The 24003-nt window shown below is 52.2% G+C and carries 20 protein-coding genes; 16 read left to right on the top strand and 4 right to left on the bottom strand.

The genetic code is table 11. The features are described from left to right. Positions 1-66 precede the first annotated feature (66 nt). The 13 genes from CLC93_RS03735 to CLC93_RS03675 all read left to right on the top strand — a co-directional run bounded on the left by CLC93_RS03735 (position 67) and on the right by CLC93_RS03675 (position 15344). Positions 67-1716 carry a 4Fe-4S binding protein gene (locus CLC93_RS03735; protein ID WP_095504612.1) on the top strand — a complete coding sequence of 550 codons (1650 nt, stop codon included), beginning with the start codon at positions 67-69 and terminating at the stop codon, positions 1714-1716. 12 nt (positions 1717-1728) lie between these two features. After that, entirely contained in the window at positions 1729-2376 is a 648-nt protein-coding gene (locus tag CLC93_RS03730) for a TorD/DmsD family molecular chaperone (RefSeq protein WP_245837075.1), read from the top strand. Between the two features lie 88 nt (positions 2377-2464). Next, on the top strand, positions 2465-2662 hold the full coding sequence (locus tag CLC93_RS03725) for a formate dehydrogenase (RefSeq protein WP_095504611.1): 198 nt from the start codon (positions 2465-2467) through the stop codon (positions 2660-2662). 63 nt (positions 2663-2725) lie between these two features. Then, entirely contained in the window at positions 2726-5575 is a 2850-nt protein-coding gene (locus tag CLC93_RS03720; protein ID WP_095504610.1) for a molybdopterin-dependent oxidoreductase, read from the top strand. A gap of 20 nt (positions 5576-5595) precedes the next feature. Beyond that, positions 5596-6183, top strand: coding sequence for a formate dehydrogenase FDH3 subunit beta (gene fdh3B / locus CLC93_RS03715; protein ID WP_095504609.1), 588 nt, complete (start codon positions 5596-5598; stop codon positions 6181-6183). Between the two features lie 53 nt (positions 6184-6236). Next, positions 6237-7223 carry a formate dehydrogenase subunit gamma gene (locus tag CLC93_RS03710; protein WP_425439838.1) on the top strand — a complete coding sequence of 329 codons (987 nt, stop codon included), beginning with the start codon at positions 6237-6239 and terminating at the stop codon, positions 7221-7223. A 476-nt stretch (positions 7224-7699) separates the two neighbouring features. Continuing rightward, the gene (locus tag CLC93_RS03705) at positions 7700-7894 is read left to right on the top strand and encodes a formate dehydrogenase (protein WP_095504608.1); all 195 of its coding nucleotides are present in this window, start codon (positions 7700-7702) and stop codon (positions 7892-7894) included. Positions 7895-7912: 18 nt separating this feature from the next. Beyond that, entirely contained in the window at positions 7913-10768 is a 2856-nt protein-coding gene (locus CLC93_RS03700) for a formate dehydrogenase subunit alpha (protein ID WP_095504607.1), read from the top strand. Between the two features lie 31 nt (positions 10769-10799). Then, positions 10800-11381 (top strand): formate dehydrogenase FDH3 subunit beta, encoded by a 582-nt coding sequence (gene fdh3B, locus CLC93_RS03695; protein ID WP_095504606.1) that lies wholly within the window; start codon positions 10800-10802, stop codon positions 11379-11381. Positions 11382-11429: 48 nt separating this feature from the next. Further along, a complete protein-coding gene (locus CLC93_RS03690; protein WP_095504605.1) occupies positions 11430-12401 on the top strand; it encodes a formate dehydrogenase subunit gamma in 972 nt (323 codons plus the stop codon). A gap of 237 nt (positions 12402-12638) precedes the next feature. After that, entirely contained in the window at positions 12639-13976 is a 1338-nt protein-coding gene (locus CLC93_RS03685) for a coproporphyrinogen III oxidase family protein (RefSeq protein WP_095504604.1), read from the top strand. Between the two features lie 23 nt (positions 13977-13999). Beyond that, positions 14000-14839 carry a PfkB family carbohydrate kinase gene (locus CLC93_RS03680; protein WP_095504603.1) on the top strand — a complete coding sequence of 280 codons (840 nt, stop codon included), beginning with the start codon at positions 14000-14002 and terminating at the stop codon, positions 14837-14839. A gap of 94 nt (positions 14840-14933) precedes the next feature. Continuing rightward, positions 14934-15344 (top strand): GNAT family N-acetyltransferase, encoded by a 411-nt coding sequence (locus CLC93_RS03675; protein ID WP_095504602.1) that lies wholly within the window; start codon positions 14934-14936, stop codon positions 15342-15344. Positions 15345-15515: 171 nt separating this feature from the next. Here the strand turns inward: CLC93_RS03675 and elbB are convergent, their stop codons facing one another. Beyond that, complete coding sequence (gene elbB / locus CLC93_RS03670; RefSeq protein WP_095504601.1) at positions 15516-16166, bottom strand: isoprenoid biosynthesis glyoxalase ElbB; 651 nt, start codon at positions 16164-16166, stop codon at positions 15516-15518. Positions 16167-16549: 383 nt separating this feature from the next. Here elbB and polA point away from each other — a divergent pair, with 383 nt between their 5' ends. Further along, the gene (gene polA / locus CLC93_RS03665) at positions 16550-19282 is read left to right on the top strand and encodes a DNA polymerase I (RefSeq protein WP_095504600.1); all 2733 of its coding nucleotides are present in this window, start codon (positions 16550-16552) and stop codon (positions 19280-19282) included. 370 nt (positions 19283-19652) lie between these two features. Here polA and CLC93_RS03660 read toward each other — a convergent pair whose 3' ends face one another. Together CLC93_RS03660 and CLC93_RS03655 are read right to left on the bottom strand one after the other, a co-directional pair. Then, entirely contained in the window at positions 19653-20333 is a 681-nt protein-coding gene (locus CLC93_RS03660; RefSeq protein ID WP_095504599.1) for a DNA-3-methyladenine glycosylase I, read from the bottom strand. After that, positions 20320-20778, bottom strand: coding sequence for a MarR family winged helix-turn-helix transcriptional regulator (locus CLC93_RS03655; protein WP_095504598.1), 459 nt, complete (start codon positions 20776-20778; stop codon positions 20320-20322). Before CLC93_RS03655 ends, CLC93_RS03660 begins: the two co-directional genes overlap by 14 nt. Positions 20779-20879: 101 nt before the next feature. Here CLC93_RS03655 and hmgA point away from each other — a divergent pair, with 101 nt between their 5' ends. Both hmgA and fahA read left to right on the top strand, forming a co-directional pair. After that, a complete protein-coding gene (gene hmgA, locus CLC93_RS03650; RefSeq protein ID WP_095504597.1) occupies positions 20880-22175 on the top strand; it encodes a homogentisate 1,2-dioxygenase in 1296 nt (431 codons plus the stop codon). A gap of 9 nt (positions 22176-22184) precedes the next feature. Beyond that, on the top strand, positions 22185-23495 hold the full coding sequence (gene fahA / locus CLC93_RS03645; protein WP_095504596.1) for a fumarylacetoacetase: 1311 nt from the start codon (positions 22185-22187) through the stop codon (positions 23493-23495). 48 nt (positions 23496-23543) lie between these two features. Here the strand turns inward: fahA and CLC93_RS03640 are convergent, their stop codons facing one another. Further along, complete coding sequence (locus tag CLC93_RS03640; protein WP_095504595.1) at positions 23544-24002, bottom strand: WbuC family cupin fold metalloprotein; 459 nt, start codon at positions 24000-24002, stop codon at positions 23544-23546. Position 24003: the final 1 nt, after the last annotated feature.

Below are 24003 nucleotides of genomic sequence, written 5' to 3'. Positions count from 1 at the left end.
TAGCTGAATCCATCTTCCGAGCCATATTATAAAAGCCAAGGCTCGGTTGCATTCAGGAACGCATTTGTGAGCATAAATATTGAAGCGCAACAAAGCGCCAAACAAGCGGCACTGACTCAGGTCCAGTTGTTGCAAAACCTGATTCCACCGACAGTGAGTTACACCACTGAGGGGAACGTGCTGATCATTGGTGCTGAAGACTTAGCTCGCCTCGCGGCCGAGCGTTTGTCTGCCATGAACCAACTGACCATTCTGGCGACTGAGTCCATCAGTTGCCAAGACGACGATCATCTAGAAAAAGTAATGAACGCCGCCGAGGGTGTGCCAACCTATTACGCCAAGCTAGAGAACGTCAAAGGTTTTCTCGGTCAATTCCAAGCGCAAGTGATTCTCGAAGACGGCCAGCACGCCGAGCTGAGCAAGGTATCCATTCGCAAACCCCATTTCGATTTGATTTTGGACCTGTCGATTGAGCCAGTTATCAATCTCGAAATGCTTCCACCCGGCTACCTGTATGTCGGTCAAGATGCCGCCAAACTCGATGACGCCATCGAGCAGTTGCCAAACTTGATTGGTGAGTTTTCAAAGCCGAGATACATCAAGGTCAACGCCGAAATTTGCGCGCACTATCGCAATGGAAACAACGGCTGTAATCGCTGCGTTAATTTCTGCCCGGCCGACGCCATTAGCTCAAAAGATCAGGTCATCGAAATCGACCCATATCTGTGTCACGGCGCAGGCAGTTGCTCAAACGCGTGCCCAACCGGTGCCTTGGCCTACGATTCACCAAGCCCAGAGTCATTGCACAAGTACATCGCAGGCTTGATTGCTAAGTACCGCGAAATCAGCGGTGGCGCACCCAATATCTTGTTCTACGACCTGTCACAGCAAGAGGCCTTAGCGGAAAGCCTACCGGCCAATGTGATTCCTGTTGCACTAGAAGAAGTCACGGTAGCGGGTATTGACCACTGGTTTGCGGCACTGGCGGGCGGTGCTCAATCGGTTGGTCTGTTGACCACCAGCGCCACTCCGGACACTTTGCTGCAATATCTTCAAGGCGAAGTAAGCTTGGCTCAGCAACTGCTGCAAGCCACCAACGACAGCTATCAAATCAGCTTGATTGCTCAAAGCGAGCTCGAGCAGCACCAGTGGCCAGAAGCGAAAGCCATTGAGCCAGCGCTACAACAGCCAGTGCAAGACAACAAACGCAGCCGCTTCTATCAAGCCTTGGATGCGCTCAACGCGCAAGGCAAAGCCAGCGCCGATGCATTGAGCATAGCTAACCTGCCTTACGGCAAAATTAGCGTGAAAGCCGCCGACTGTACCTTGTGCCTATCGTGCGTATCCACCTGCCCTACCGCCGCGCTGCAAGACGGTGGCGACCAGCCGCTGCTAAGTTTCCGCGAGCAAGACTGCATTCAGTGTGGATTGTGTGAACAAGCCTGTCCGGAAAAAGTCATCAGCTTGGCGTCTCAAGTGCATCTCGACGCCGAGGCTCGCCAGGCCAGACAAGTAATGAAAGAAGAAAAACCTTTCGAATGCATTACCTGCGGCAAACCGTTTGCCACCCAGTCCATGGTAAACAAGATGATGGAAATGGTAGGCGCCCATAGCGCATTTGCCGGCCATACTAACCGACTTCAAATGTGCGAAGACTGTCGAACGAAGGACCTGTTCCAAGACATTTTGAAAGATCCTGAGCGCCAACTGAGATAACGAGAACAGACAATGACAGTACAAGCACAACCTATGATTTCTGAAAACGACCAACTGCGCGCAGACATTTATCAGATTATTGCAGCGCTATTTCGCCAGCACCCTAGCCAAGAGCTGCTAAATTTCTTGGCTGAAATCGAAGTCGAACAAGACGGTACCGATATCGCTGAGTCTTGGAACGCACTAAAACTGGCGGCCCAAACTGCCCAGACCGATACCCTCGAAGACGAGTATTTCGATCTATTCATCGGTGTTGGCCGCGGTGAGTTACTGCCTTATGGCAGCTACTACATCACAGGCTCGCTAATGGACAAGCCACTGGCGCTGCTGCGCCAAGACCTGTCGCAACTGGGTTTCGAGCGTCAAGAAGAAGTGAAAGAGCCGGAAGACCATGTCGCCGCTCTGTGCGAGGTGATGAGCGCCCTGCTACTCGAAGCGCCTAAGCACCAGCAACTGGGTTTTTACCAGCGCCACCTATCCGGTTGGATTGCGCGTTTTTGCCAAGATGTAGCCAAAGCCAAAAACGCCTCGTTTTACGCCATTGTTGGCCAGCTCGCCGACCAGTTTTTTGCGCGAGAAGCCATTATTTATGAGGAACTGAGTCTTGCGACGCCAGTGACTCAAAACGCGGGGGTTGCCCAGCAACCTGAGGCGAGTTAGCCCCCGGACCTGGGTGGCAGCGGAGTCTGCCACCCGTCACCCAGCCCCGTCGCCTCTACCAGGGCAAGACGGGAAAACAGGAGGAACTATGGATAAGAAGCCATCCCTCGACAAGGCCAAACGCACTACTTTGCGCGCGTTGGCCACTGGTAGCGCCTTAGGAGCCCTTGCCGGGGCCAGCAGTCAAGTCCACGCCGGTGAAGCAACACCAACTGACCCCAGTGTCAAATCCAACGGCTATCGGGAAACCGAGCACGTCCGCCGTTACTACGACTCATTAAAATAAAAAATTCGTCCGACTTATCTTTGATAAGCGGAGGCGAAGCGACAACACACCAAGGAGTTTATGATGCGACTAACCCGCACATCGAACCAGGTGAGCAATGCTGACAGTAAGGGCCTAGGACTGAACCGTCGTCAATTCCTAAAATCAGCCGGTGTCACCACCGGGGGAATTGCCGCCGCGTCCATGATAGGCGCTGGCATGATGCGCAAAGCGGAGGCGAAATCCGTTCCGCATGACGCACCCACCGAAGTAGTAAGAACCATTTGTACCCACTGTTCCGTAGGCTGCGGCATTTACGCCGAAGTCCAAAACGGCGTGTGGACCGGACAAGAGCCTGCTCTTGATCACCCATTCAACCGCGGTGGCCACTGCGCGAAAGGCGCTTCAGTGCGCGAGCACGGCCATGGCGAGAAACGTTCAAAATATCCAATGAAATTGGTTGGCGGCAAGTGGAAGCGTCTCAGCTGGGACGAGGCCATTAACGAGCTTGGCGATCAAATGCTGAAAATCCGCGAAGAATCCGGGCCAGACTCGCTGTTCTTCATGGGCTCAGCCAAGTTCAATAACGAGCAAGCCTACCTTTACCGTAAGTTTGCCGCTATGTGGGGCACCAACAACATTGACCACTCAGCGCGTATCTGTCACTCAACCACAGTGGCCGGTGTAGCGAACACTTGGGGTTATGGTGCTCAAACCAATTCATTTAACGACATGCACAAGTCCAAGTGCATCATGTTCATCGGCTCTAACCCAGCAGAAGCGCACCCTGTAGCAATGCAGCACATTCTGACCGGTAAAGAGCGCGGCGCAAAAGTGGTGGTGGTTGACCCACGCTTCACTCGCACCGCGGCCCACGCCGACGAGTACGTTCACATTCGTCCGGGTACCGATATTCCATTCATTTATGGTTTGCTGTGGCACATCTTTGAGAATGGCTGGGAAGATCCCGAGTTCATTCGTCAACGCGTGTACGGCATGGACGCCATTCGCGAAGAAGTTAAAAAGTATGACCCCGCCGAGGTCACCAACATCATTGGTGTATCTGAAGCACAAATGAAACGCACCGCTAAGATGATGGCAACGGTGAAGCCCGCCACTATCGTATGGTGTATGGGTGGTACTCAGCACACTATTGGTAACGCCAACACCCGCGCCTACTGTATTTTGCAGCTAGCTACCGGCAACATGGGTATTGAAGGTGGTGGTACTAACATCTTCCGCGGACACGATAACGTACAGGGCGCTACAGACTTTGGTTTGCTGTTTGACAGCTTGCCAGGTTATTACGGTTTGAAAACCGGTTCGTGGCAACACTGGGCACGCGTCTGGGATCTGGATATGGGCTGGATCGAAAGCCGCTTTGACCAAGGCGAATACCTAGGTCAAAAACCTATGACCAGCGCCGGTATTCCATGTTCTCGTTGGCACGATGGTGTACTGAAAGACAAAGAAACCATTGCTCAGCGCGATAACATTCGCATGGCCTTCTTCTGGGGCCAATCAGTACACACCGAGTCTCGTGGCCGCGTTGTTCGCGAAGCGCTAGACGCGATGGATACTGTGGTGTGTGTGGATCCCCATCCAAACATGGCGGGTGTGATGCACACTCGTACTGACGGCGTATACCTACTGCCCGCTTGTACTCAGTTCGAAACCTATGGTTCGGTAACTGCGTCAAACCGTTCGCTGCAGTGGCGTGATCGCGTGGTAGAGCCTTTGTTTGAAACCAAGCCAGACCATGAAATCATGTACATGTTGGCCAAGAAGCTTGGGTTTGCCGACCAGATGTTCAAAAACATCAAGGTAGAAGGCAACGAGCCAAACATCGAAGACGTTACACGCGAGTTTAACTCTGGTATGTGGACCATTGGTTACACCGGCCAGTCGCCAGAGCGAATTAAACTTCACCAACAAAACTGGGGCACTTTCGACTTCGATTCGCTCGAAGCGCCTGGTGGTCCAGCCAAGGGCGAGACCTTCGGTCTGCCATGGCCGTGTTGGGGTACCGCCGAGATGAAGCACCCAGGCACTCAAATCTTGTATCGCACCGATCGCGAGGTGAAAGACGGTGGTGGTAACTTCCGTGCTCGCTTTGGTGTAGAACACGAAGGTAACAATCTCCTAGCCGAAGGCTCTTGGTCGAAAGGCTCTGAAATTCAAGACGGTTACCCCGAGTTCACCGACGTGATGCTCAAACAATTGGGTTGGTGGGATGACCTCACCGAAGCCGAGAAGCAAGCAGCCGAAGGACGCAACTGGAAAACCGACCTATCAGGCGGTATTCAACGGGTAGCCATTGCCCACGGTTGTATTCCATACGGTAACGCTAAAGCGCGCTGTATTGTGTGGAACTTCCCAGACAAGATCCCTGTGCACCGCGAGCCTCTGTATACCCCTCGTCGCGACTTGGTGGCTAAGTATCCAACCTACGACGACCGTATGGTGGCGCGTTTGCCAACCTTGTATCGCTCGATTCAAGAGCAAGATTTCTCAGTCGATTACCCGTTAATCGTAACCACAGGACGCTTGGTGGAATACGAGGGTGGTGGTGAGGAAACTCGCTCGAATCCATGGCTGGCGGAATTACAACAAGAGATGTTCATCGAGATGAACCCAGGTGACGCGGCGGATCGCGGCGTTCGAGACGGGGACATGGTGAAAGTTCACTCGCCAGAAGGGGCGGTGATCGAAGTGAAAACCATGCTTACCGGACGAGTGAAAAAAGGCGAGTGTTTCATGCCTTATCACTTTGCCGGCATCTTTGAAGGTGAAGATCTGACCCCGCGCTACCCAGAAGGCACAGTGCCTTATGTGCTAGGTGAAAGCGCGAACACAGTCATGACCTATGGCTACGACGTGGTGACCCAAATGCAGGAAACCAAAACGTCGCTATGCCAAGTGTCTAAAGCCTAACACTAAGGAGGATACGCATTATGGCAGTCATGAAATTTATGTGTGACAGCAAGCGTTGCATCGAGTGTAACGGCTGTGTCACCGCTTGTAAGAACGACAACGATGAGGCTTTGAAGTGGGGCATTAACCGCCGCCGCGTGGTTACCCTCAACGACGGTAAACCCGGCGAAGCATCATTATCCGTGGCTTGTATGCACTGTACCGACGCTCCGTGCGCGGCCGTGTGTCCTGCCGATTGCTTCTACACCACAGACGACGGCATTGTGCTGCACAACAAAGATACTTGTATCGGTTGTGGCTATTGCTTGTACGCCTGTCCGTTTGGCGCGCCTCAGTTTGAGAAAGATGGTGCCTTTGGCGCTCGCGGCAAAATGGACAAATGTACTTTCTGCGCAGGCGGTCCTGAAGAGGATCATTCCGAAGCCGAGCGCAAGAAGTACGGTGCCAACCGTATCGCCGAAGGTAAGTTGCCTATGTGTGCCGAGTTGTGTGCCACCAAAGCGCTACTGGCTGGTGATGCTGATGTGGTGTCAGCAATTTACCGTGAACGCATAACGGGTCGAGGTCTCAGTGATGCCATGTGGGGCATAGACGTCGGCGGCAGCTAACCTAGAGGAGCAGATTTATGAAATCATTCGCTTCTATGCTGTTTTCCGCTGCAATGGTATGTGCGGTGTTGTTTGGCTCTGGCTTGGCGATGGTCCACATCGCCCAAGCCGATGAGGCGCAAACCAGCATCCAGCAAGCAGTGGCAAGCCAGCAGACAGGGATTGCCGATATGTGGCGTGCGGCCAAGTCAGGCCAAGCGGGCTATACGACTTCTAACTCGCCCTTCCACGGAGCGCTGATCAATCAGTACCCGGCCGAGCGACTGACTTATCGCAGCGACTATCTAGCGCCTGCGATTATGTTGAGTGTGTTTGGAGTGATACTGATATTCGCCGCTTTCGTGGCAGTCAACGGGCCTTCTCGATTAGAGAAGGGCTTCTCCGGCGTTGAAATCAAGCGTTGGAGCAAGTTCGACGTTTGGTTGCACTGGATTGGTGCCATCCCTTGCTTGCTGTTGATCCTCACCGGATTGACCTTGCTCGGTGGGCGCTACTTCATTCAACCTTGGGTTGGCGAAGCGGGCTGGGCAGCCATAGTCAACTTCAGTAAACAGACCCACGATGTGATGGCCATTCCATTCATTGTCGGTTGGTTTTTGATGACCATTCTATGGATGAAGAACCAGTTCTTGGCGTCTTATGACTTCAAGTGGTTCCTGGTAGTCGGTGGTTACCTCAACTTTGGCCCCTTCAAAGGCAAGCACCCTGATGCGGGCTTTGCCAATGCCGGTGAGAAGTTGTGGTTCTGGACCTTCGCCTTTGCCGGCGGTGCGATTGTGGTCAGTGGTATCATCATGCTCTTCCCCAACTGGGTCGAACCCAGCCGGAGTCTGAGTATGTTGGCCATTATAATCCACGGCGCCAGCTCGGTGCTGATCGCCGCCTTTACCGTCGTCCATATCTTCATGGCAACAGTTATGTCTGAAGGTGGTATGGAATGTATGGTGTCGGGCTATTGTGACGAGAACTGGGCCAAGCAACACCACAACGTTTGGTACGACGATCTCAAACGCGACAACAAACTGGAATACCGCGCGTAGCGGTTAATCAATTCCTAATCAAAATGCCAGCCTTTGAGGCTGGCATTTTTTTGAGTGCTCTTGCAAACCAGCTTCTCGATAACAAGCTAGCAACAAGTCTAATTAAGAGCCATTCTCAATACCAAAATCATATAATAATCAACATCTTAAGTCCTTATTCATTTTGACCCATCGATTTTTCAAATTGGACATTTTGTCCACTTTCGAGTTCGCCACCTATACCCAACCCCACGCTTCTGTGACAGCCGTCACAATAGCCACCACCCTTGTTTGTGTCGGTGAAAAATAGGGGTCTAGGTCAAAGTTTTGGGGGTTGATTTCCTGATAATAGGCCTCGCTATCTAGTTGATAGAGCTGCCAAGTTGGACGGTGGCTTCACTTGAAAACCGGTTCTGTCGTCGATTGAAAGCAGAAACCCATTTAAGCCAAGTGGGCGGAGGGAGACTCCAACTTCACTTGGATTCGAAGGAGTAAATATGAAAAACCAACAGCCAGACGCCTCTCGTCGCTCTTTGCTAAAAGCAGTGACCCTAGGCTCAGCCGCTGGCGCTGCAATTGTAGCAAGCGGTACTGCAAGCGCTGCTGCCCCAGCCCAAACGAAAAAAGCTAAAGCCGAAGGCTATCGTGAGACTGATCACGTGAAAAGCTACTACCAAAGTTTACGCGGCTAATTTTAGGAGCTATTACACATGCAACTTACTCGCAAAGCGACGTCTGTCAGCACTGACAGCAAGCCGACGTTAGGTATCAACCGTCGTCAATTTATCAAGGGCGCTGCTGGCGCTACCGGTGGTATCGCAGCCGCAACCGTTCTTGGCGGTGGCATGATGCGCAAAGCCGAAGCCGCTGACTTCATTCCTCACAACACTCCAACCGAAATCAAGCGTACCGTTTGTTCGGCTTGTGCTGTTGGTTGTGGTCTGTACGCAGAAGTACAAAACGGCGTTTGGACTGGTCAAGAGCCAGCTTTCGATCACCCATTCAACGCTGGAGGTCACTGTGCCAAAGGTGCAGCCCTGCGTGAGCACGGCCACGGTGAAAAACGCGTTAAGTACCCACTGAAGCTAGAAAACGGCAAGTGGAAGAAAATCTCTTGGGATCAAGCCATCAACGAAGTTGGTGACAAAATGCTTGAGAGCCGCGAGAAGTCTGGCCCAGATTCATTGTACTTCATGGGTTCAGCGAAATTCTCTAACCAAGGTTGCTACATGTACCGTAAATTTGCGGCCGTGTGGGGAACCAACAACGTCGATCACTCGGCGCGTATTTGTCACTCTACCACTGTAGCCGGTGTTGCTAACACTTGGGGCTATGGTGCGCAAACCAACTCTTTCAACGACATTCAGAACGCCAACGCGATCTTCTTCATCGGTTCAAACCCTGCAGAAGCTCACCCGGTTGCGATGCAGCACATTCTGATTGCCAAAGAGCGCAACAACGCCAAAGTTATTGTTGTTGACCCACGCTTCTCTCGCACCGCAGCTCACTCTGACCTGCACTGCGCGATCCGCCCAGGTACCGACATTCCTTTCATCTACGGTATGTTGTGGCACATCTTCGAAAACGGCTGGGAAGACAAAGCCTTCATCCAACAGCGTGTATACGCGATGGACGAAATCCGCCGTGAAGCCAAGAAGTTCCCACCAAAAGAAGTGGAAGACGTAACTGGCGTTAAAGAAGAAGACGTATACATGGCTGCCAAAATGATGGCAGAAAACCGTCCAGGCACCGTTGTATGGTGTATGGGTGGTACTCAGCACCACGTTGGTAACGCCAACACCCGTGCTTACTGCTTGCTTCAGCTAGCCCTTGGTAACATGGGTAAGCAAGGTGGTGGTACTAACATCTTCCGTGGTCACGATAACGTACAGGGCGCAACTGACTTGGGTCTGTTGTTCGATACCCTACCTGGCTACTACGGCCTAAGCACCGGCGCTTGGAAGCACTGGTCAAACGTTTGGGAACTGGACTACGAGTGGGTCAAAGGCCGCTTCGACAACAACGAATACCTAGGTCGCGTTCCAATGAACACTCCTGGTATCCCATGTTCTCGCTGGCACGACGGTGTACTAGAGTCTGCTGAAAAACTGGCTCAGAAAGACCAAGTTAAGATGGCTTTCTTCTGGGGTCAGTCGGTGAACACCGAGTCTCGTCAGAACGACGTACGCGAAGCGCTAGACAAGCTAGAAACTGTTGTTGTGGTTGACCCATTCCCAACCATGGCAGGTGTTATGCACCGTCGTAAGGAAGGCGTATACATCCTTCCTGCATGTACTCAGTTCGAAGCCGAAGGTGCGGTATCTAACTCTGGCCGTTCACAACAGTGGCGTCAGCAGGTAGTTAAGCCTCTATTCGAATCTAAGAACGACCTAGAAATCATGTACCTACTGGCTAAGAAAGTAGGTATCGCTGAACAGTTCACCAAGCGCATGCGCATTGTTGATAACATGCCTCACGTTGATGACGTGATGGACGAAATCAACCGTGGTATGTGGACTATCGGTATGACCGGTCAGTCGGCCGACCGTATCCGTGCACACACCAACAACTGGGGCAACTTCGATGCCAAGACCCTAGAAGCACCAGGTGGCGAGCTGAAAGGCGAAACCTATGGTCTACCTTGGCCAGCATGGGGTACTCCAGAGCAGAAGCACCCAGGTACTCAAATTCTGTACCGCACCGACCGTCACGTATTGAACGGTGGTGGTAACTTCCGCGCGCGTTATGGTGTTGAGCACAATGGCAACAACATCCTAGCTGAAGGCTCTTACTCGAAAGGTGCTGAGATTCAAGACGGTTACCCAGAGTTCACCGACAAAATGCTTAAGCAATTGGGTTGGTGGGACGACCTGACTGCAGAAGAGAAGAAGCACGCTGAAGGTAAGAACTGGAAGACCGACATCTCTGGTGGTATTCAACGCGTTGCGATGAAGCACGGTTGTATCCCATTTGGTAACGCCAAAGCGCGTGCCATCGTATGGACCTTCCCGGATGCATACCCAGTACACCGCGAGCCTATCTACACCACTCGTCGTGACCTGATCGCTAAGTACCCAACTTACGAAGATCGCCAAGTACACCGTCTACCGACTCTGTACAAGTCACTGCAAGACAAAGACTTGTCTGGCAAGTACCCACTGGCTCTGACCTCTGGTCGTCTGGTTGAGTACGAAGGTGGTGGTGAAGAATCGCGTTCTAACCCATGGTTGGCAGAACTTCAGCAAGAAATGTTTGTTGAAATTAACCCAGCTGACGCTGCCGAGCGCTCTATCCGCAACGGCGACGACGTATGGCTAGAAGGCGCCGAAGGCGGCCGCGTTAAGGTCAAAGCAATGGTTACTCCACGCGTTCAGCCTGGCGTTACCTTTATGCCTTACCACTTCGCTGGTGTGATGAGCGGTGAAAGCCTAGAAGCGAACTACCCAGAAGGTACTGTTCCTTACGTTATCGGTGAATCTGCCAATACCGCGCTGACCTATGGCTATGACCCTGTGACTCAAATGCAGGAAACCAAAGCGTCCATCTGTCAGATCGTGAAAGCGTAATCGAGCAACGTAAGTTAGGAGAATTGCCAATATGGCTACTATGAAATTTTTGTGTGATAGCAAGCGTTGTATCGAATGTAACGGCTGTGTCACTGCGTGTAAAAACGAAAACGAAGCTGCGCTAGAGTGGGGCATTAACCGCCGCCGCGTAGTTACCATCAACGACGGTGAGCGTGGCGAAGCCAGCTTGTCTGTAGCGTGTATGCACTGTGCGGATGCACCTTGTATGGCGGTTTGCCCAGCGAACTGTTTCTACAAGACTGAAGACGGCATCGTGCTACACAGCAAAGACACCTGTATTGGTTGTGGCTACTGCTTGTACGCCTGCCCATTCGGTGCCCCTCAGTTCCCGAAAAACGGCGCCTTTGGTGCTCGCGGAACTATGGACAAGTGTACTTTCTGTGCCGGTGGCCCAGAAGCCGACCACTCAGAAGCTGAGAAAATGAAGTACGGTGCTAACCGTATCGCTGAAGGCAAGCTGCCTATGTGTGCTGAGCTATGTGCGACCAAGTCGCTACTGGCCGGTGACGCGGACGTAGTATCTGCCATCTTCCGCGAGCGCGTAGCGTACCGCGGTTCAGTGAAAGCTCAGTTCGGTGCAACGAGCGCCTAGTACTAGAGCCTAGGGAGGGTTCGCCCTCCCTATTTCCAAGGGGTTTTTATGAACAAACTGTTCAATATGCTGGTCATGAGCGCCATGCTATTGGTGAGCGGCTTTGCTATCGCAAACGGCGATGCAGAAACGACCCAATCGCAAGCGCATATGTGGCAAGCGATTCAAGAAGGTCAGCAAGGTGTTACCACCTCGCAGTCGACCTTCCACGATCAACTGATCAATGTAAACGATGAGCGTTTGATCCCTGCCCGTGAAACTTACCTAGCCCCAGGCATTATGCTAGCGGTATTCGGTATGATTGCGGCGTTTGCAGTGTTTATCGCCGTCAACGGTATTTCCAAATTGCACGGTGGTTTCAGCGGCAAAATGGTGTATCGCTGGAGTAAATTCGACGTCTTCATCCACTGGTTGGGTGCGATTCCATGCTTGCTGCTGATCCTAACCGGTATCGCGCTGCTCGCTGGTCGCTTCTTCATTCAGCCTTATCTGGGCGATGGCGCTTGGTCTAGCTTGGTCTACTTGTCCAAGGAAATCCACGATGTAATGGCGATTCCATTCATCATTGGTTGGGCTGTTATGGTCGTTCTTTGGGCCAAGAACCAAATGCCTGCCAAGTACGACTTGGGTTGGATTCTGGTAGTTGGTGGTTACATCAACTTCGGTCCTTTCAAAGGCAAGCACCCTGACGCTGGTTTTGCTAACGCCGGTGAGAAGATGTGGTTCTGGACCTTCGCCTTCGTTGGTGCACTGGTTGTCGCTTCTGGCGTAGTGCTACTATTCCCGAACCTGATCGAACCTAGCCGCTCATTGAGCATGCTAGCGGTTGTGGTTCACGGTGCCGGCGCGATTATCATCGCCGCCTTCTCTATCATTCACATCTTCATGGCGACGGTTATGTCTGAAGGTGGTATGGAGTGTATGGTTTCCGGTTACTGTGATGAGAACTGGGCCAAGCAACACCACAATGTTTGGTACGACGAAATCAAAGCTGACGGCACCTTGAAGTACAAGGACTAAGCCAAACGCACGATTAACAATACCCCGCACAAGCGGGGTATTTTTTTGTTCCACCTATTTCGAACTAAATCACACAAACATCCCTTCCACGCCGTCTATATTATGATCGCCTTAACATTCTGGCTTACGGTACGGTGCAACCGAATAACAATCGCCCCATACTGTCGAACCAATTTGAAGGTGCAGTTGTCATAACTGCATCAATACGCTCATCAGCATGACTCTTAGGGAGACTCGATGACAGCTTCTATCTCTGAACGCCACCTAAACTTTGATGCCTACAAGGCCGATATCACACTGCCACAGTGGAGCATTGGCGCGATGGAACGCATCATGGGCTTTTACGTGGGACAAAACTTGAAGCTGGACACTCAAGGGGCTGACGCCATGCCGGCACCTCAGCCGGGTAAGAAGTACATGCTGTACGCCCACATTCCCTTTTGCCATACCCTGTGCAACTTCTGCACCTTTCACCGCTTCATATTTAAAGAAGACAAAGCACGCCAGTACTTTATCTCTCTGCGCAAAGAAATGGAGATGGCCAAAGCCCTAGGCTATGACTTTGAGTCCATGTATATAGGTGGCGGCACCACCACAGTTCTCGAAGATGAGCTAGCGCGCACTATTGAGCATGCTAAAAATCTGTTCCCAAGCATCAAAGAAGTATCATGTGAGACCGACCCACAACACTTGGGCGATGAGCCAATTAAGCAACTAAAAGGCTTGGTGGATCGCATGTCTGTGGGCGTGCAAAGCTTTGACGACGGCATTCTAACCATGACCGACCGCATCGAAAAATTCGGTAGTGGTGCTGAAACTTTTGACAAGATTGCCGCCGCGAAAGAGTTGTTCCCAATTCTTAACGTGGATTTGATTTTCGGTTTTCGCGGTCAGAACGAAGAAGTGATTCAGCGCGATTTAGAGCTGGCGTCTCAGCTAAAACCTCGCCAGATCACCACTTATCCTTTGATGATCACCCATCAAACTCGCAAGAGCATGAAGGGCAAGCTAGCGGCACCGCAAAGCGATATGGTGCGCCAGTACAGTCAGATTCTGACCTCCCTAAACGGCCAGTATAACCAGCTATCGGCTTGGGCTTTTGGCGAAGCCAAGAACGAAGGCTTTGACGAGTATGTCATCGACTACGACGAGTACTTAGGGGTTGGCTCGGGTAGCTTTAGTTTCCTTGACGATACTCTGTATGTGAACAGTTTTTCCCTGCGCGATTACAACCAGAAAATCGCTCAGGACCGCATGGGGGTTTCGCAAAAGAAAACCTACAACAAGAAAGCGATTATGCAATATCGCTTCTTGCTTGGTATGTTTAGTGGACGCTTGTCGCGCCGTTATTTCAAAGAACAATTTGGCGTCAATCTGGACACCGCACTGTTCAAGGAAATGATGAGCATGCGCGCTTTAGGCGCTTTGAAGAACGACCCTAATGACCCAGAGCAATTGATTGTTACCGACAATGGTAAGATGATGGGTCTATTGATGATGAAAGAATTCTATTCCGGTATGGACAACGTGCGCGCCCAGTTACGAAAAGGTCTCTCGGCAAAGGACGGCGTTTAACCGCGAACACGCGGAGACACACCATGAAGCCAGTGCTGTTGGTCGCTAATCTCAACTGCGACCATGCGTTAAGCCTACAGCAAGCGCTCGCCTCTGGAGGGCGCCACCAGTATCAGGACAGCGGTCGGCGTCTTGGCGGTGGTGCCGCCAACACCGGCCTTGGGCTGGTGTGGGCCGGATACAAGGTGGAGCTGGTCACTCAATTGGGCAGCGATGCCACCGCTGACTGGCTACTCGAACAAGCGCAAGCCAATCAACTCAGCCCTTATCAATTGATTCGCCACCCAGGCGCCCATGGTGAGTTGCTGCTATTACTTGAGCCCAACGGCGAGCGCAGTATTATTCGCCCTCAACGCCCAGAATTTACCCTGCCTAGTCCACCAGACTTCTCGCGCTGGGGCGCAGTGTATTTTAACTCGTTGGCGGTTAACCAGCGTCATTGGAGCGAAGCGGCCCTCACTCAAACTCAAGTGGTTTGCCAATACATCGCCCATAAAAGCCCCTCGCCTTGCCATTACCTCATAGCTTCGGCCAGCGATTTGCCAGAGATGGCCGAAGACGAGCTTTGGTCTTTTGCTCGCCAATACGCCGGCGAACACCTCAAGGGGTTTGTATTAACCTGTGGCAGCAAAGGCGCTATTTGGTTCGACGGCAACACTCAGGTTTGCCAACCGGCACTGGCTTGCGACGTACTAGACACTACGGGTGCGGGTGACGCTTTTGTGGGTGGTTTTATCCACGCGCTGTTAGCCGAAAAGAACCGCCAACAAATTCTGCTTGAAGCCTGCCAATGGGCCTGCTGTGCGCTGCAAACTGCCAGTTCGATCCCCGGCGACGCCTTGCGAAATCACCTCAAGCTTTAACCCGTCAAACCAATGACTGGGATCTGCACCTCTTCCTAGAGCTGGTATGACCTGTTAGAATGCTGGTCATACCAGATAAGAATAGAGGTGTGTCATGTACCAAGTCGAGACTCAAATTCACTCTGTAGAGCAGGCTCTACAAGGCTTTCCACAGCTTGAACAGCAATTTCAGCTAAACCCACAAGACCACTTAGCCATTGTACTGGTGGAAGGTGAACTCGCTGGTGCTCAAGTGATTAGCCAAACCGCACCAGCGCAAAAACAGTTGCACAGTCCTTGGGTTGACGGTGAGTTCGCTGGGTTGGGGTTAAAACAGGTATTATTAGCGGCACTTGAGCAATGGGCGTTCGCTCAATCGACTCAAGAAGTCAGCATTCTCGCCAGCAACCAAGAGTCTAATTGGCTGGCGCTACTCATAGAGCAAGGCTATCTAATTGAAGCCGTCACAGCGAACAAGGGTGGAGCGTTAGACAATCAGCTGACCCTTAGTAAAACGCTGAATTAAGTGATTAAAATAAGTGCTTGCAAACGCAAATGATAATTACTATTATTTAGGTGCGTTCCAAAAATCCTCATTGGGCTGACAAGCCAACCCCTGCAGGTTTTGAGGACCTTTTAGCACTTTGCTCACAAAAATAGGTGTTACGCCGGGCTAACTGCCCGGCTTTTTTTTGACCTAAATCCAGTCGACCACTTGAGCTACTAATTTCTCAATACCATCAGCGGCTTCGGTAATATTTCCTGCCAACATATAGGCCGGTGTAGATACCACCTTGTAACGCTCATCAACCACAATGGCATCGACGCACGCCGACTGATGCTCTCCGCCCATGGCGTTAAAGGCCGCCGCAGTATCCGCGTCAGTCCCTATGGTACCGCGAACCCCGGCCGGCAATAGCTTAGGCATCATGACAGGCGAAATGCACACAAAGCCCACAGGTTTGTTAGCACTAATAAAGGCTTCGACAAACTCTTGCACGTCTTGGTGCAATTCGTTGTCAGCACCAACTAGGGCGAAGTTACACAAATTCTTCGCCGCACCAAAGCCACCAGGAAGTATCAAGGCATCGCAATCGCCTTGATAGTCCTCAAGGGGCTTGACCTCACCTCGCGCAATGCGCGCCGCTTCCACTAATATATTGCGTCCCTGTCCAGCTTCAACCTCACCGGTTAAGTGATTGACCACGTGCAATTGCTCTCGGTTAGGCGCATAGCACTGCACTGCCACACCGGCACGCGCCAAACTCAATAAAGTAATCACTGATTCGTGGATCTCGGCTCCGTCAAACACACCACAACCACTCAGTAAAACCGCGACTTTTTTCATACTTATCTCCCTGGTGAAACTAATTTAACAAAATGTCCACAAAAGCACTTTACAGCATTTTTTTTTATGCTAGTTTAGTTGATTCGAAATTGCGCAATTGTTCAAGGATTTCTCAGCGCCTCTCGTTGAACCACGGACGGAAATCCACAGTCTTCGCGCATATATTTGATTTGGATCAGGATCTTACTTGCTCACGGCAAACCCAGTGATAGCAAGGGTTGATCTGTGCCGATCCGGATCTTATCCCTGATTATTCCCCGGTTGATCCACATTAACTCACAGACTTATCCACAGCCTGTGCAGAATTCCGTCGCGGCTGAAATTCCCGCTTTTGTGTGGCATGCTATGACACACTTTCCCTTTAGCAACTGGTTGATTCGACTATGGTCACAGTACCGAATAATCCGCTGATCCTTGTGGATGGCTCTTCCTATTTATTTCGCGCCTATCACGCGCCACCGCACCTAACCAATTCTAAAGGCGAAGCCACTGGCGCAGTATTCGGCGTAGTCAATATGTTGCGCAGTCTTTTGAAAACTTACCAGCCAACCCATATGGCGGTGATTTTCGATGCTAAAGGGCCGACTTTCCGCAACGAAATGTTCAGCGAGTACAAGGCTCACCGTCCACCGATGCCTGACGACTTGCGCAGTCAAATCGAGCCGCTTCACCAGGTGATCAAGGCCATGGGTTTGCCCTTGATCTCAATTCCCGGTGTCGAAGCGGATGACGTGATCGGTACTTTGGCCAAGCAAGCCAGCGAACAAGGCATTGCCACACTTATCTCCACTGGCGATAAGGACATGGCGCAACTGGTAAACGAGCACACCACTCTGATCAACACCATGACCGACACCCTTTTGGGGCCAGAGGAAGTGGTTACTAAGTTTGGTGTAAAACCGGAGCTCATCATCGATTATTTGGCGCTAATGGGTGACAAGTCGGATAACATTCCAGGCCTACCAGGGGTCGGCGAGAAGACTGCCACGGCCTTGATTCAAGGACTGGGTAGCATAGATAACATCTACCAAAATCTGGACGCCATCGCCCCCTTGGGATTCCGAGGCTCCAAGACCATGGCCAAAAAGTTCACCGAGCACGAGCAAATGCTGCGTCTGAGCTATGAGCTTGCGACCATCAAACTCGACGTCGAACTGGAAACCGAGCCCAATGCGCTAACCCTTAACGAGCCAAACCGTGACGAGCTGGTGAAGCTCTACGGCCAACTCGAGTTTCGTCGGCTACTCGCCGAGCAACTCGACGATGGTGGCGAGGTAGCTGCCGAAGAAGCTCCGGCCAAAATAGAGGCTAACTACACCACTATCCTAAATCAGGCTCAGCTAGACGAATGGTTAGATAAACTGGCCAAAGCAGAGCTGATAGCAGTGGATACCGAGACCACCAGCATCGACTACATGCAGGCCAAATTGGTGGGGCTGAGCTTTGCGGTTGAGGCCGGCGAAGCCGCCTATTTGCCGTTGGCGCACGATTACCCCGGCGCACCGGCACAATTGGACTTCGACCAAGCCTTGGCTCAGCTAAAACCTTTACTAGAAGACGCCGATAAAGCCAAAGTGGGCCAAAACCTCAAGTACGACATGAGTGTACTCGCTCGCCACGGAATCGAGCTCAAAGGCGTGGCTTATGACACCATGCTCGAGTCCTACGTATTTAATTCGGTGGCCTCGCGCCACAACATGGACGACTTGGCGCTTAAGTATCTGGGCCACAAAACCATTAGCTTTGAAAGCATTGCCGGCAAAGGCGCGAAGCAACTGACCTTTAACCAAATTGCGCTAGAGCAAGCGGGCCCATACGCCGCGGAAGACGCCGACATTACCCTGCGTCTGCATCAGAAGCTGTGGCCACAGATAGAAAAGGAAGCGGGACTCAAGCGAGTCTTTGAAGAGCTGGAGTTGCCGCTGTTATCTATCTTATCCAAGGTAGAGCGCCACGGTGTGCTGATCGACAGCCTAATGCTTTCTAGCCAAAGTCAGGAAATGGCGCAAACTCTAGACTCGCTCCAGCAGCAAGCCTATGAAATTGCTGGTGAGACCTTCAACCTAAGCTCCACCAAGCAACTGCAACAGATCTTCTTTGAAAAGCTGGGATATCCCATTTTGAAGAAGACCCCCAAAGGCGCGCCTTCCACCGCCGAAGAGGTGCTGGTTGAATTGGCATTGGACTACCCCCTGCCGAAAATCATTCTCGAGCACCGCAGTCTGAGTAAGCTAAAGAGCACCTACACAGATAAGCTGCCCTTGATGGTTCACGGCGAAACCGGTCGAGTGCACACCAGCTATCATCAAGCAGTCGCCGCTACCGGACGCCTATCGAGCACAGATCCCAACCTGCAAAATATTCCGATTCGCACTGAAATGGGCCGTCGCATTCGCCACGCCTTTGTGGCACCTGAAGGTCACAAAATTATGGCGGCGGATTACTCGCAGGTGGAACTGCGCATCATGGCGCACTTGTCGCAAGACAAAGGCCTGCTGGATGCCTTTGCCCAAGGCAAAGACATTCACCGCGCTACCGCGGCCGAAGTGTTTGGCGTAGCTTTTGACGAGGTAACCAGCGAGCAACGTCGCCGCGCCAAAGCGGTTAACTTTGGTCTGATCTATGGCATGAGCGCCTTTGGTCTCGCTCGCCAATTAGACATTCCGCGCTACGAGGCGCAGCAGTACATAGATACCTACTTTGAGCGCTATCCCGGTGTACAAGACTACATGGAGCGCACTCGCAAGAAAGCCGCAGAAGACGGCTATGTTGAGACTCTGTTTGGTCGTCGCTTGTATCTACCTGAGATTAATGCGCGCAATGGTATGCGCCGACAGGCGGCCGAGCGTGCGGCGATCAATGCGCCGATGCAAGGCACCGCGGCAGATATCATCAAACGCGCCATGATTCAGGTACAAGGATGGATTGATAGTCTGGACGACGACTCGATCAGCATCATAATGCAGGTTCACGATGAACTGGTGTTTGAGGTTCGTGAAGAGAAACTTCAAGAATACACCGCCAAGGTCACCGAGATAATGGCGGATGCAGCGGATCTGGATGTTCCACTGTTAGCTGACGCCGACGCTGGTGACAGCTGGGACGAAGCGCACTAGATTTAAGTTGCTGATATTGTTGATCAAATAAAAAGATCGGATTTTTTTGAAAAAATTCGGAACTATCTGGCAGGGGCTAGCTCTAACTGTTAACAGTGAACTTCATTAGTTTGAATTTCTCTCCCTGCATAGTTTCATCATTGTGAGCCAGCCTTCCTAGAAAGCTGGCTTTTTTTTGCCTGTTTTTTAGAGACTTAAGCGCGAGTTTAAATTGGTTTAATTTTCGCCGATATCGTTCAGCATGGGTTCAGCCAGATTGAGCTAAATTAGACAGCAAGAAGCCATTACTGAATAGTTTGACTTCCTACTACCCTTTTTAAAGGCTCGGTCTTAATGACTCGAGCCTATTTTTTTGCCCGCTCTTCAGGGTTTATATTCGATTCTCCCCCAAGCTACAGGCCAGAATGCGCGACAAGTGCGCGTAGGGAAGACCTGTCTCCTGGTGCCACTGATTAAAGGCGGCCTGCATCTGCTTTAGCGCCTTTTGAGTGCCCGGCTTGGTATCCAGCATGTTGCGCGAAATAAAATAATCGGACGCATCTTGGTTGACCAAAAAGCTGTCTTTGCCCAGCGCCCGCAAAGCGTATGGCCCAGTATTGCCTCCCAAACGACTGCCTTGCTTTTTCAGCACAGACCAAAGCCCGATGATGTCGCCGTTGGGCCATTGAGCAATCCACTGCGCCGCGCTTTGATGTTGGCGCTGTATGTCCAACAAGAACACCGCATTGTCGTAAACCGCTTGCATCTTTTTAGCGTGGCGAATCAGGTTTTTATCGCTGGCACGGGCCGCTAACTGCTCGGGACTTAGCATGGCCACCTTGTGCGGCTCAAAACCAAAGAAAGCTTCTTCAAAGGCTGGCCATTTGTTCTCAACCACCCGCCATACAAAGCCAGACTGAAAGATTTTTTTGGCGAACTCGCTGAGCACCTGAGCATCCGTATGCTCGGCTATCTCTTCGTTGCTCAGGACAGTGGGCAGCAAGTCTTGCAAAGCCGCCTCACCGCCCTTGCGCTCTGCCGCTCGCGCCATAATTTCACTAAAGACTTCCATGCGAATTTTCCACTCCCAGCTGTACTTTGTTCAACAACTCTAGCAAGTCTTGTTGCTCTTGTTCACTCAATCCACTCAAGCGCTGTTTCTCCCAAGCTTTCGCTCGCTTAGCAATTTTGGCGTAGACCTGCCAACCCTCCTCAGACAAACAGTGGCGATTGGCCCGCGAGTCTTGGGCGTCGCGTACTCGCGCCACCAAACCTCGCTCAAGCAGTTCTCTTAACGCTCGGCTGACTTTGGATTTATCCAGTTGGGCACGCTCGCACAAGTGCTGCGCACTCAAGTCCGCTTCTACCGCCAAATTAGCCAGAATCCGCCACTGGGCTACCGATAGCTGCTCTGACGCTTGATAGAGCAAGGCGAAGTCCTGACTTACCAATTGAGACAACTGGGCCAGGCGATAGGGCAAAAACTGGTTTAAATCCAGCGGGGTGACCTTCGACATTAACTCTCCTTTGAAGGCTGACCGCGATTGTGCTTGTTATTTGGCCAGCTCACTTCTAATATAGTTGCAAATGAGAACAAATAAAACCCACGAGGTCTGTGATGTCCTTCCAATATTTGAGTGGCTTTGATAACGAACACCAAACCGAGGCCTTACCCGGTGCCCTGCCTCAAGGGCAATTCTCACCACAGACCTTAAAGTACGGCTTGTACGCCGAACAAATTAACTCGACGGCCTTTACTGCGCCGCGCGCCGACAATCGTCGCAGCTGGCTATATCGCATTCGACCCTCAGTCGTCATGGGCAAATTCCGCCACCTAGAGCAAGACAAATGGCAAACCGCGCCTATCGACTCTGAGCGCTTTCCACCAGACCCAATGCGCTGGGACCCACTGCCAACCATAGATGACGATGTACACTTTATTGAAGGGATGACCACAATCGCAGGCAATGGTGACGCCGCCTCACAAACCGGCTTTGGCATTCACTATTACCAAGCCAACGTCGCCATGGGTGACGAGTATTTTTACAACGCCGATGGCGAGCTGTTGATCGTGCCCCAGCAAAATTCGCTACTGGCACTGACCGAGATGGGACGATTACAAGTGGCCCCCGGTGAGATTCTGGTGATCCCGCGCGGCGTTAAGTTTCAGATTAATCCGGTGGAGGGCCCCATTCGCGGCTATATCGCCGAAAATTACGGCGCGCCTCTGCAACTGCCTGAACGCGGCCCTGTGGGGGCCAACGGCTATGCCAACGACCGTGACTTTCTCTACCCCACCGCCTGGTATCAAGACGTCGAGGGAGACTTTACCCTCACCGCGAAATTCGCCGGCGAGCTGTATCAAGCCGATATGAGCCACTGCCCGCTGGACGTGGTGGCTTGGACCGGCAACAGTGCGCCGTACAAATACGACTTAAGCCGCTTTAATGCCATGAATACGGTGACCTTTGATCACCCAGACCCGTCGATTTTTACTGTATTAACCTCGCCTACCAACACCCCGGGTACCGCCAGTTTGGACTTTGTGATTTTCCCTCCGCGCTGGATGGTAGCCGAGAATACCTTCCGCCCGCCTTGGTACCATCGCAATATGATGAGCGAATTCATGGGGCTGATTCACGGGGTCTACGATGCCAAGGAAACCGGCTTTGTTCCTGGCGGTATGAGCTTGCACAACTGCATGACCCCACATGGCCCTGATGCCGAGGTATTCGCCAAAGCCTCCAGCGCCGAGCTAGCGCCACAGCGTTACCAAGATACTCTGGCTTTCATGTTTGAAAGCTGCTTCCCCATTCGTCCAACCGACTATGCCTTGGCCAGTCCCTCGCTACAGCGCGATTACTCTGACTGTTGGCAGACTCTGGGCAAACACTTTGATGCAAACGAGCAGTAAGGAAATCCAATGACTCGAATCAACCAAACACACGACGCCAGCCTGACCAGTTGGGTAGAAAGCGCCAACGGCCACTCGGACTTTCCGATTCAAAACCTGCCATTCGCCAGTTTCCGCCGAAAAGGCCAAAGCGAGTTTCGCGGAGGTGTTGCGATTGGCGATGCCATTGTCGACTTGGCAGCCCTAGCCCAACTCAGTATCGCTGAGGCGCCAGTTCAGCAGGCGCTAGAACAAGCGGCCAAGCCACAGCTTAACGACTTTATGGCCATGGGTTTTAGCGCCTGGTCAGGGTTGCGCTTGGCCTTAAGCCAATGGCTTAGAGAAGGGGCCGCCCAGCAAGCACAGCTAGCCACATGCCTAGTCAGCCAAGCAGACGTCGAGTATCAAATGCCTGCGCAAGTGGGTGATTACACCGACTTCTACACCTCGATTCACCACGCCACCGCGGTCGGTAAACTGTTCCGTCCCGATAATCCATTGCTACCCAACTACAAATGGGTGCCGATTGGCTATCACGGCCGCGCCTCATCGCTGGATGTCAGTGGTCAGGAATTCCACCGCCCTTGCGGGCAAACCAAAGCGCCGGATGCCGCCGAGCCAAGCTTTGGCCCTTGTAAGCGCCTAGACTACGAGTTGGAGATGGGCATATTTGTGGGTAAAGGCAACGATTTGGGCAGCCCTATCGCGCTGGATGACAGCGACGAGCACTTGTTTGGTATGTGCTTGTTTAACGACTGGTCGGCCCGTGATATTCAAGCCTGGGAATACCAGCCATTAGGACCATTCCTGTCTAAGAGCTTTGCCTCAACCATTAGCCCTTGGATTGTCACCATGGAGGCCTTGGCGCCTTATCGAGTGGCTTATCAGCGCCCTGAATCCGACCCAACCCCACTGCCTTATTTGTGCAGTGCGGATAACGACGAGTTCGGCTCCATGGACATCGAGCTCGAGTGCTTCTTGCAAACCGATGCCATGCGCGAAACCGAACAGGCACCGCAGCGCCTGTCGCGTTCCAACTTCCGACACAGCTACTGGACTATGGCGCAAATGCTTGCACACCACAGCGTTAACGGCTGTAACATGCGTCCTGGTGACTTATTAGGCTCAGGCACTCAGTCAGGCCCAGAGCGCGAAGAAGCCGGCTCACTGTTGGAGCTTAGCCAAGGCGGCAAGGTGCCTTTGACTTTGGCGAACGGCGAACAGCGTACCTTCTTGGCCGATGGCGATACGGTGATCTTTAAAGGTCATTGCCAACGTGCGGGTTATGCGCGCATTGGCTTTGGCGAGGTGGTTAGCACTGTGCTACCAGCCAAGAGCTAGCCGAAACAAGCCTTCAAAGCAGGGCTCAAGCTTGAGCGAACCTAACGCTTAAGCTTGGGCGGCTTCCATTTTGGCAAGATACTCTTGCCAGCCTTCTTCCCCTTCTGCCGGTGCCCAAGGCGCAAAGTCCGCCGGTGCATCTGGGTCATACGGCCCTTGTTTCACTTCTATTGCCAGAGTGCCACTCTCTCGTACCGCGTAGCTGTGCCATGTGTCCGCCGCGATCTCCACCGCGCGCAAAGCCTCTGCGCCCATCGGGTGCACAGCAGTAACTTCGCCTTGCTCATCGAACAGCAATAAGTCGATGGCACCATCAAGCACCACAAACAACTCCCACTTGTTGTGCTTGTGCGGACGAATGTAAGTACCAGGTTCGGTGGTGATAAACAGCTTTTGCACGGTTGCGCCCAAGCTGTCGTGAATATTGAGGTTGGCGCGTTTGCGCGGGGCTTCAGCCGCTTGCAGTTTTAGCGCTTGTAAACGCTCGGCGGTATAGAATTTGGTCATG

Source organism: Paraferrimonas sedimenticola (assembly GCF_002282855.1).
Classification (GTDB): domain Bacteria; phylum Pseudomonadota; class Gammaproteobacteria; order Enterobacterales; family Shewanellaceae; genus Paraferrimonas; species Paraferrimonas sedimenticola.
This window is presented reverse-complemented; position numbering and strand designations above follow the sequence as displayed.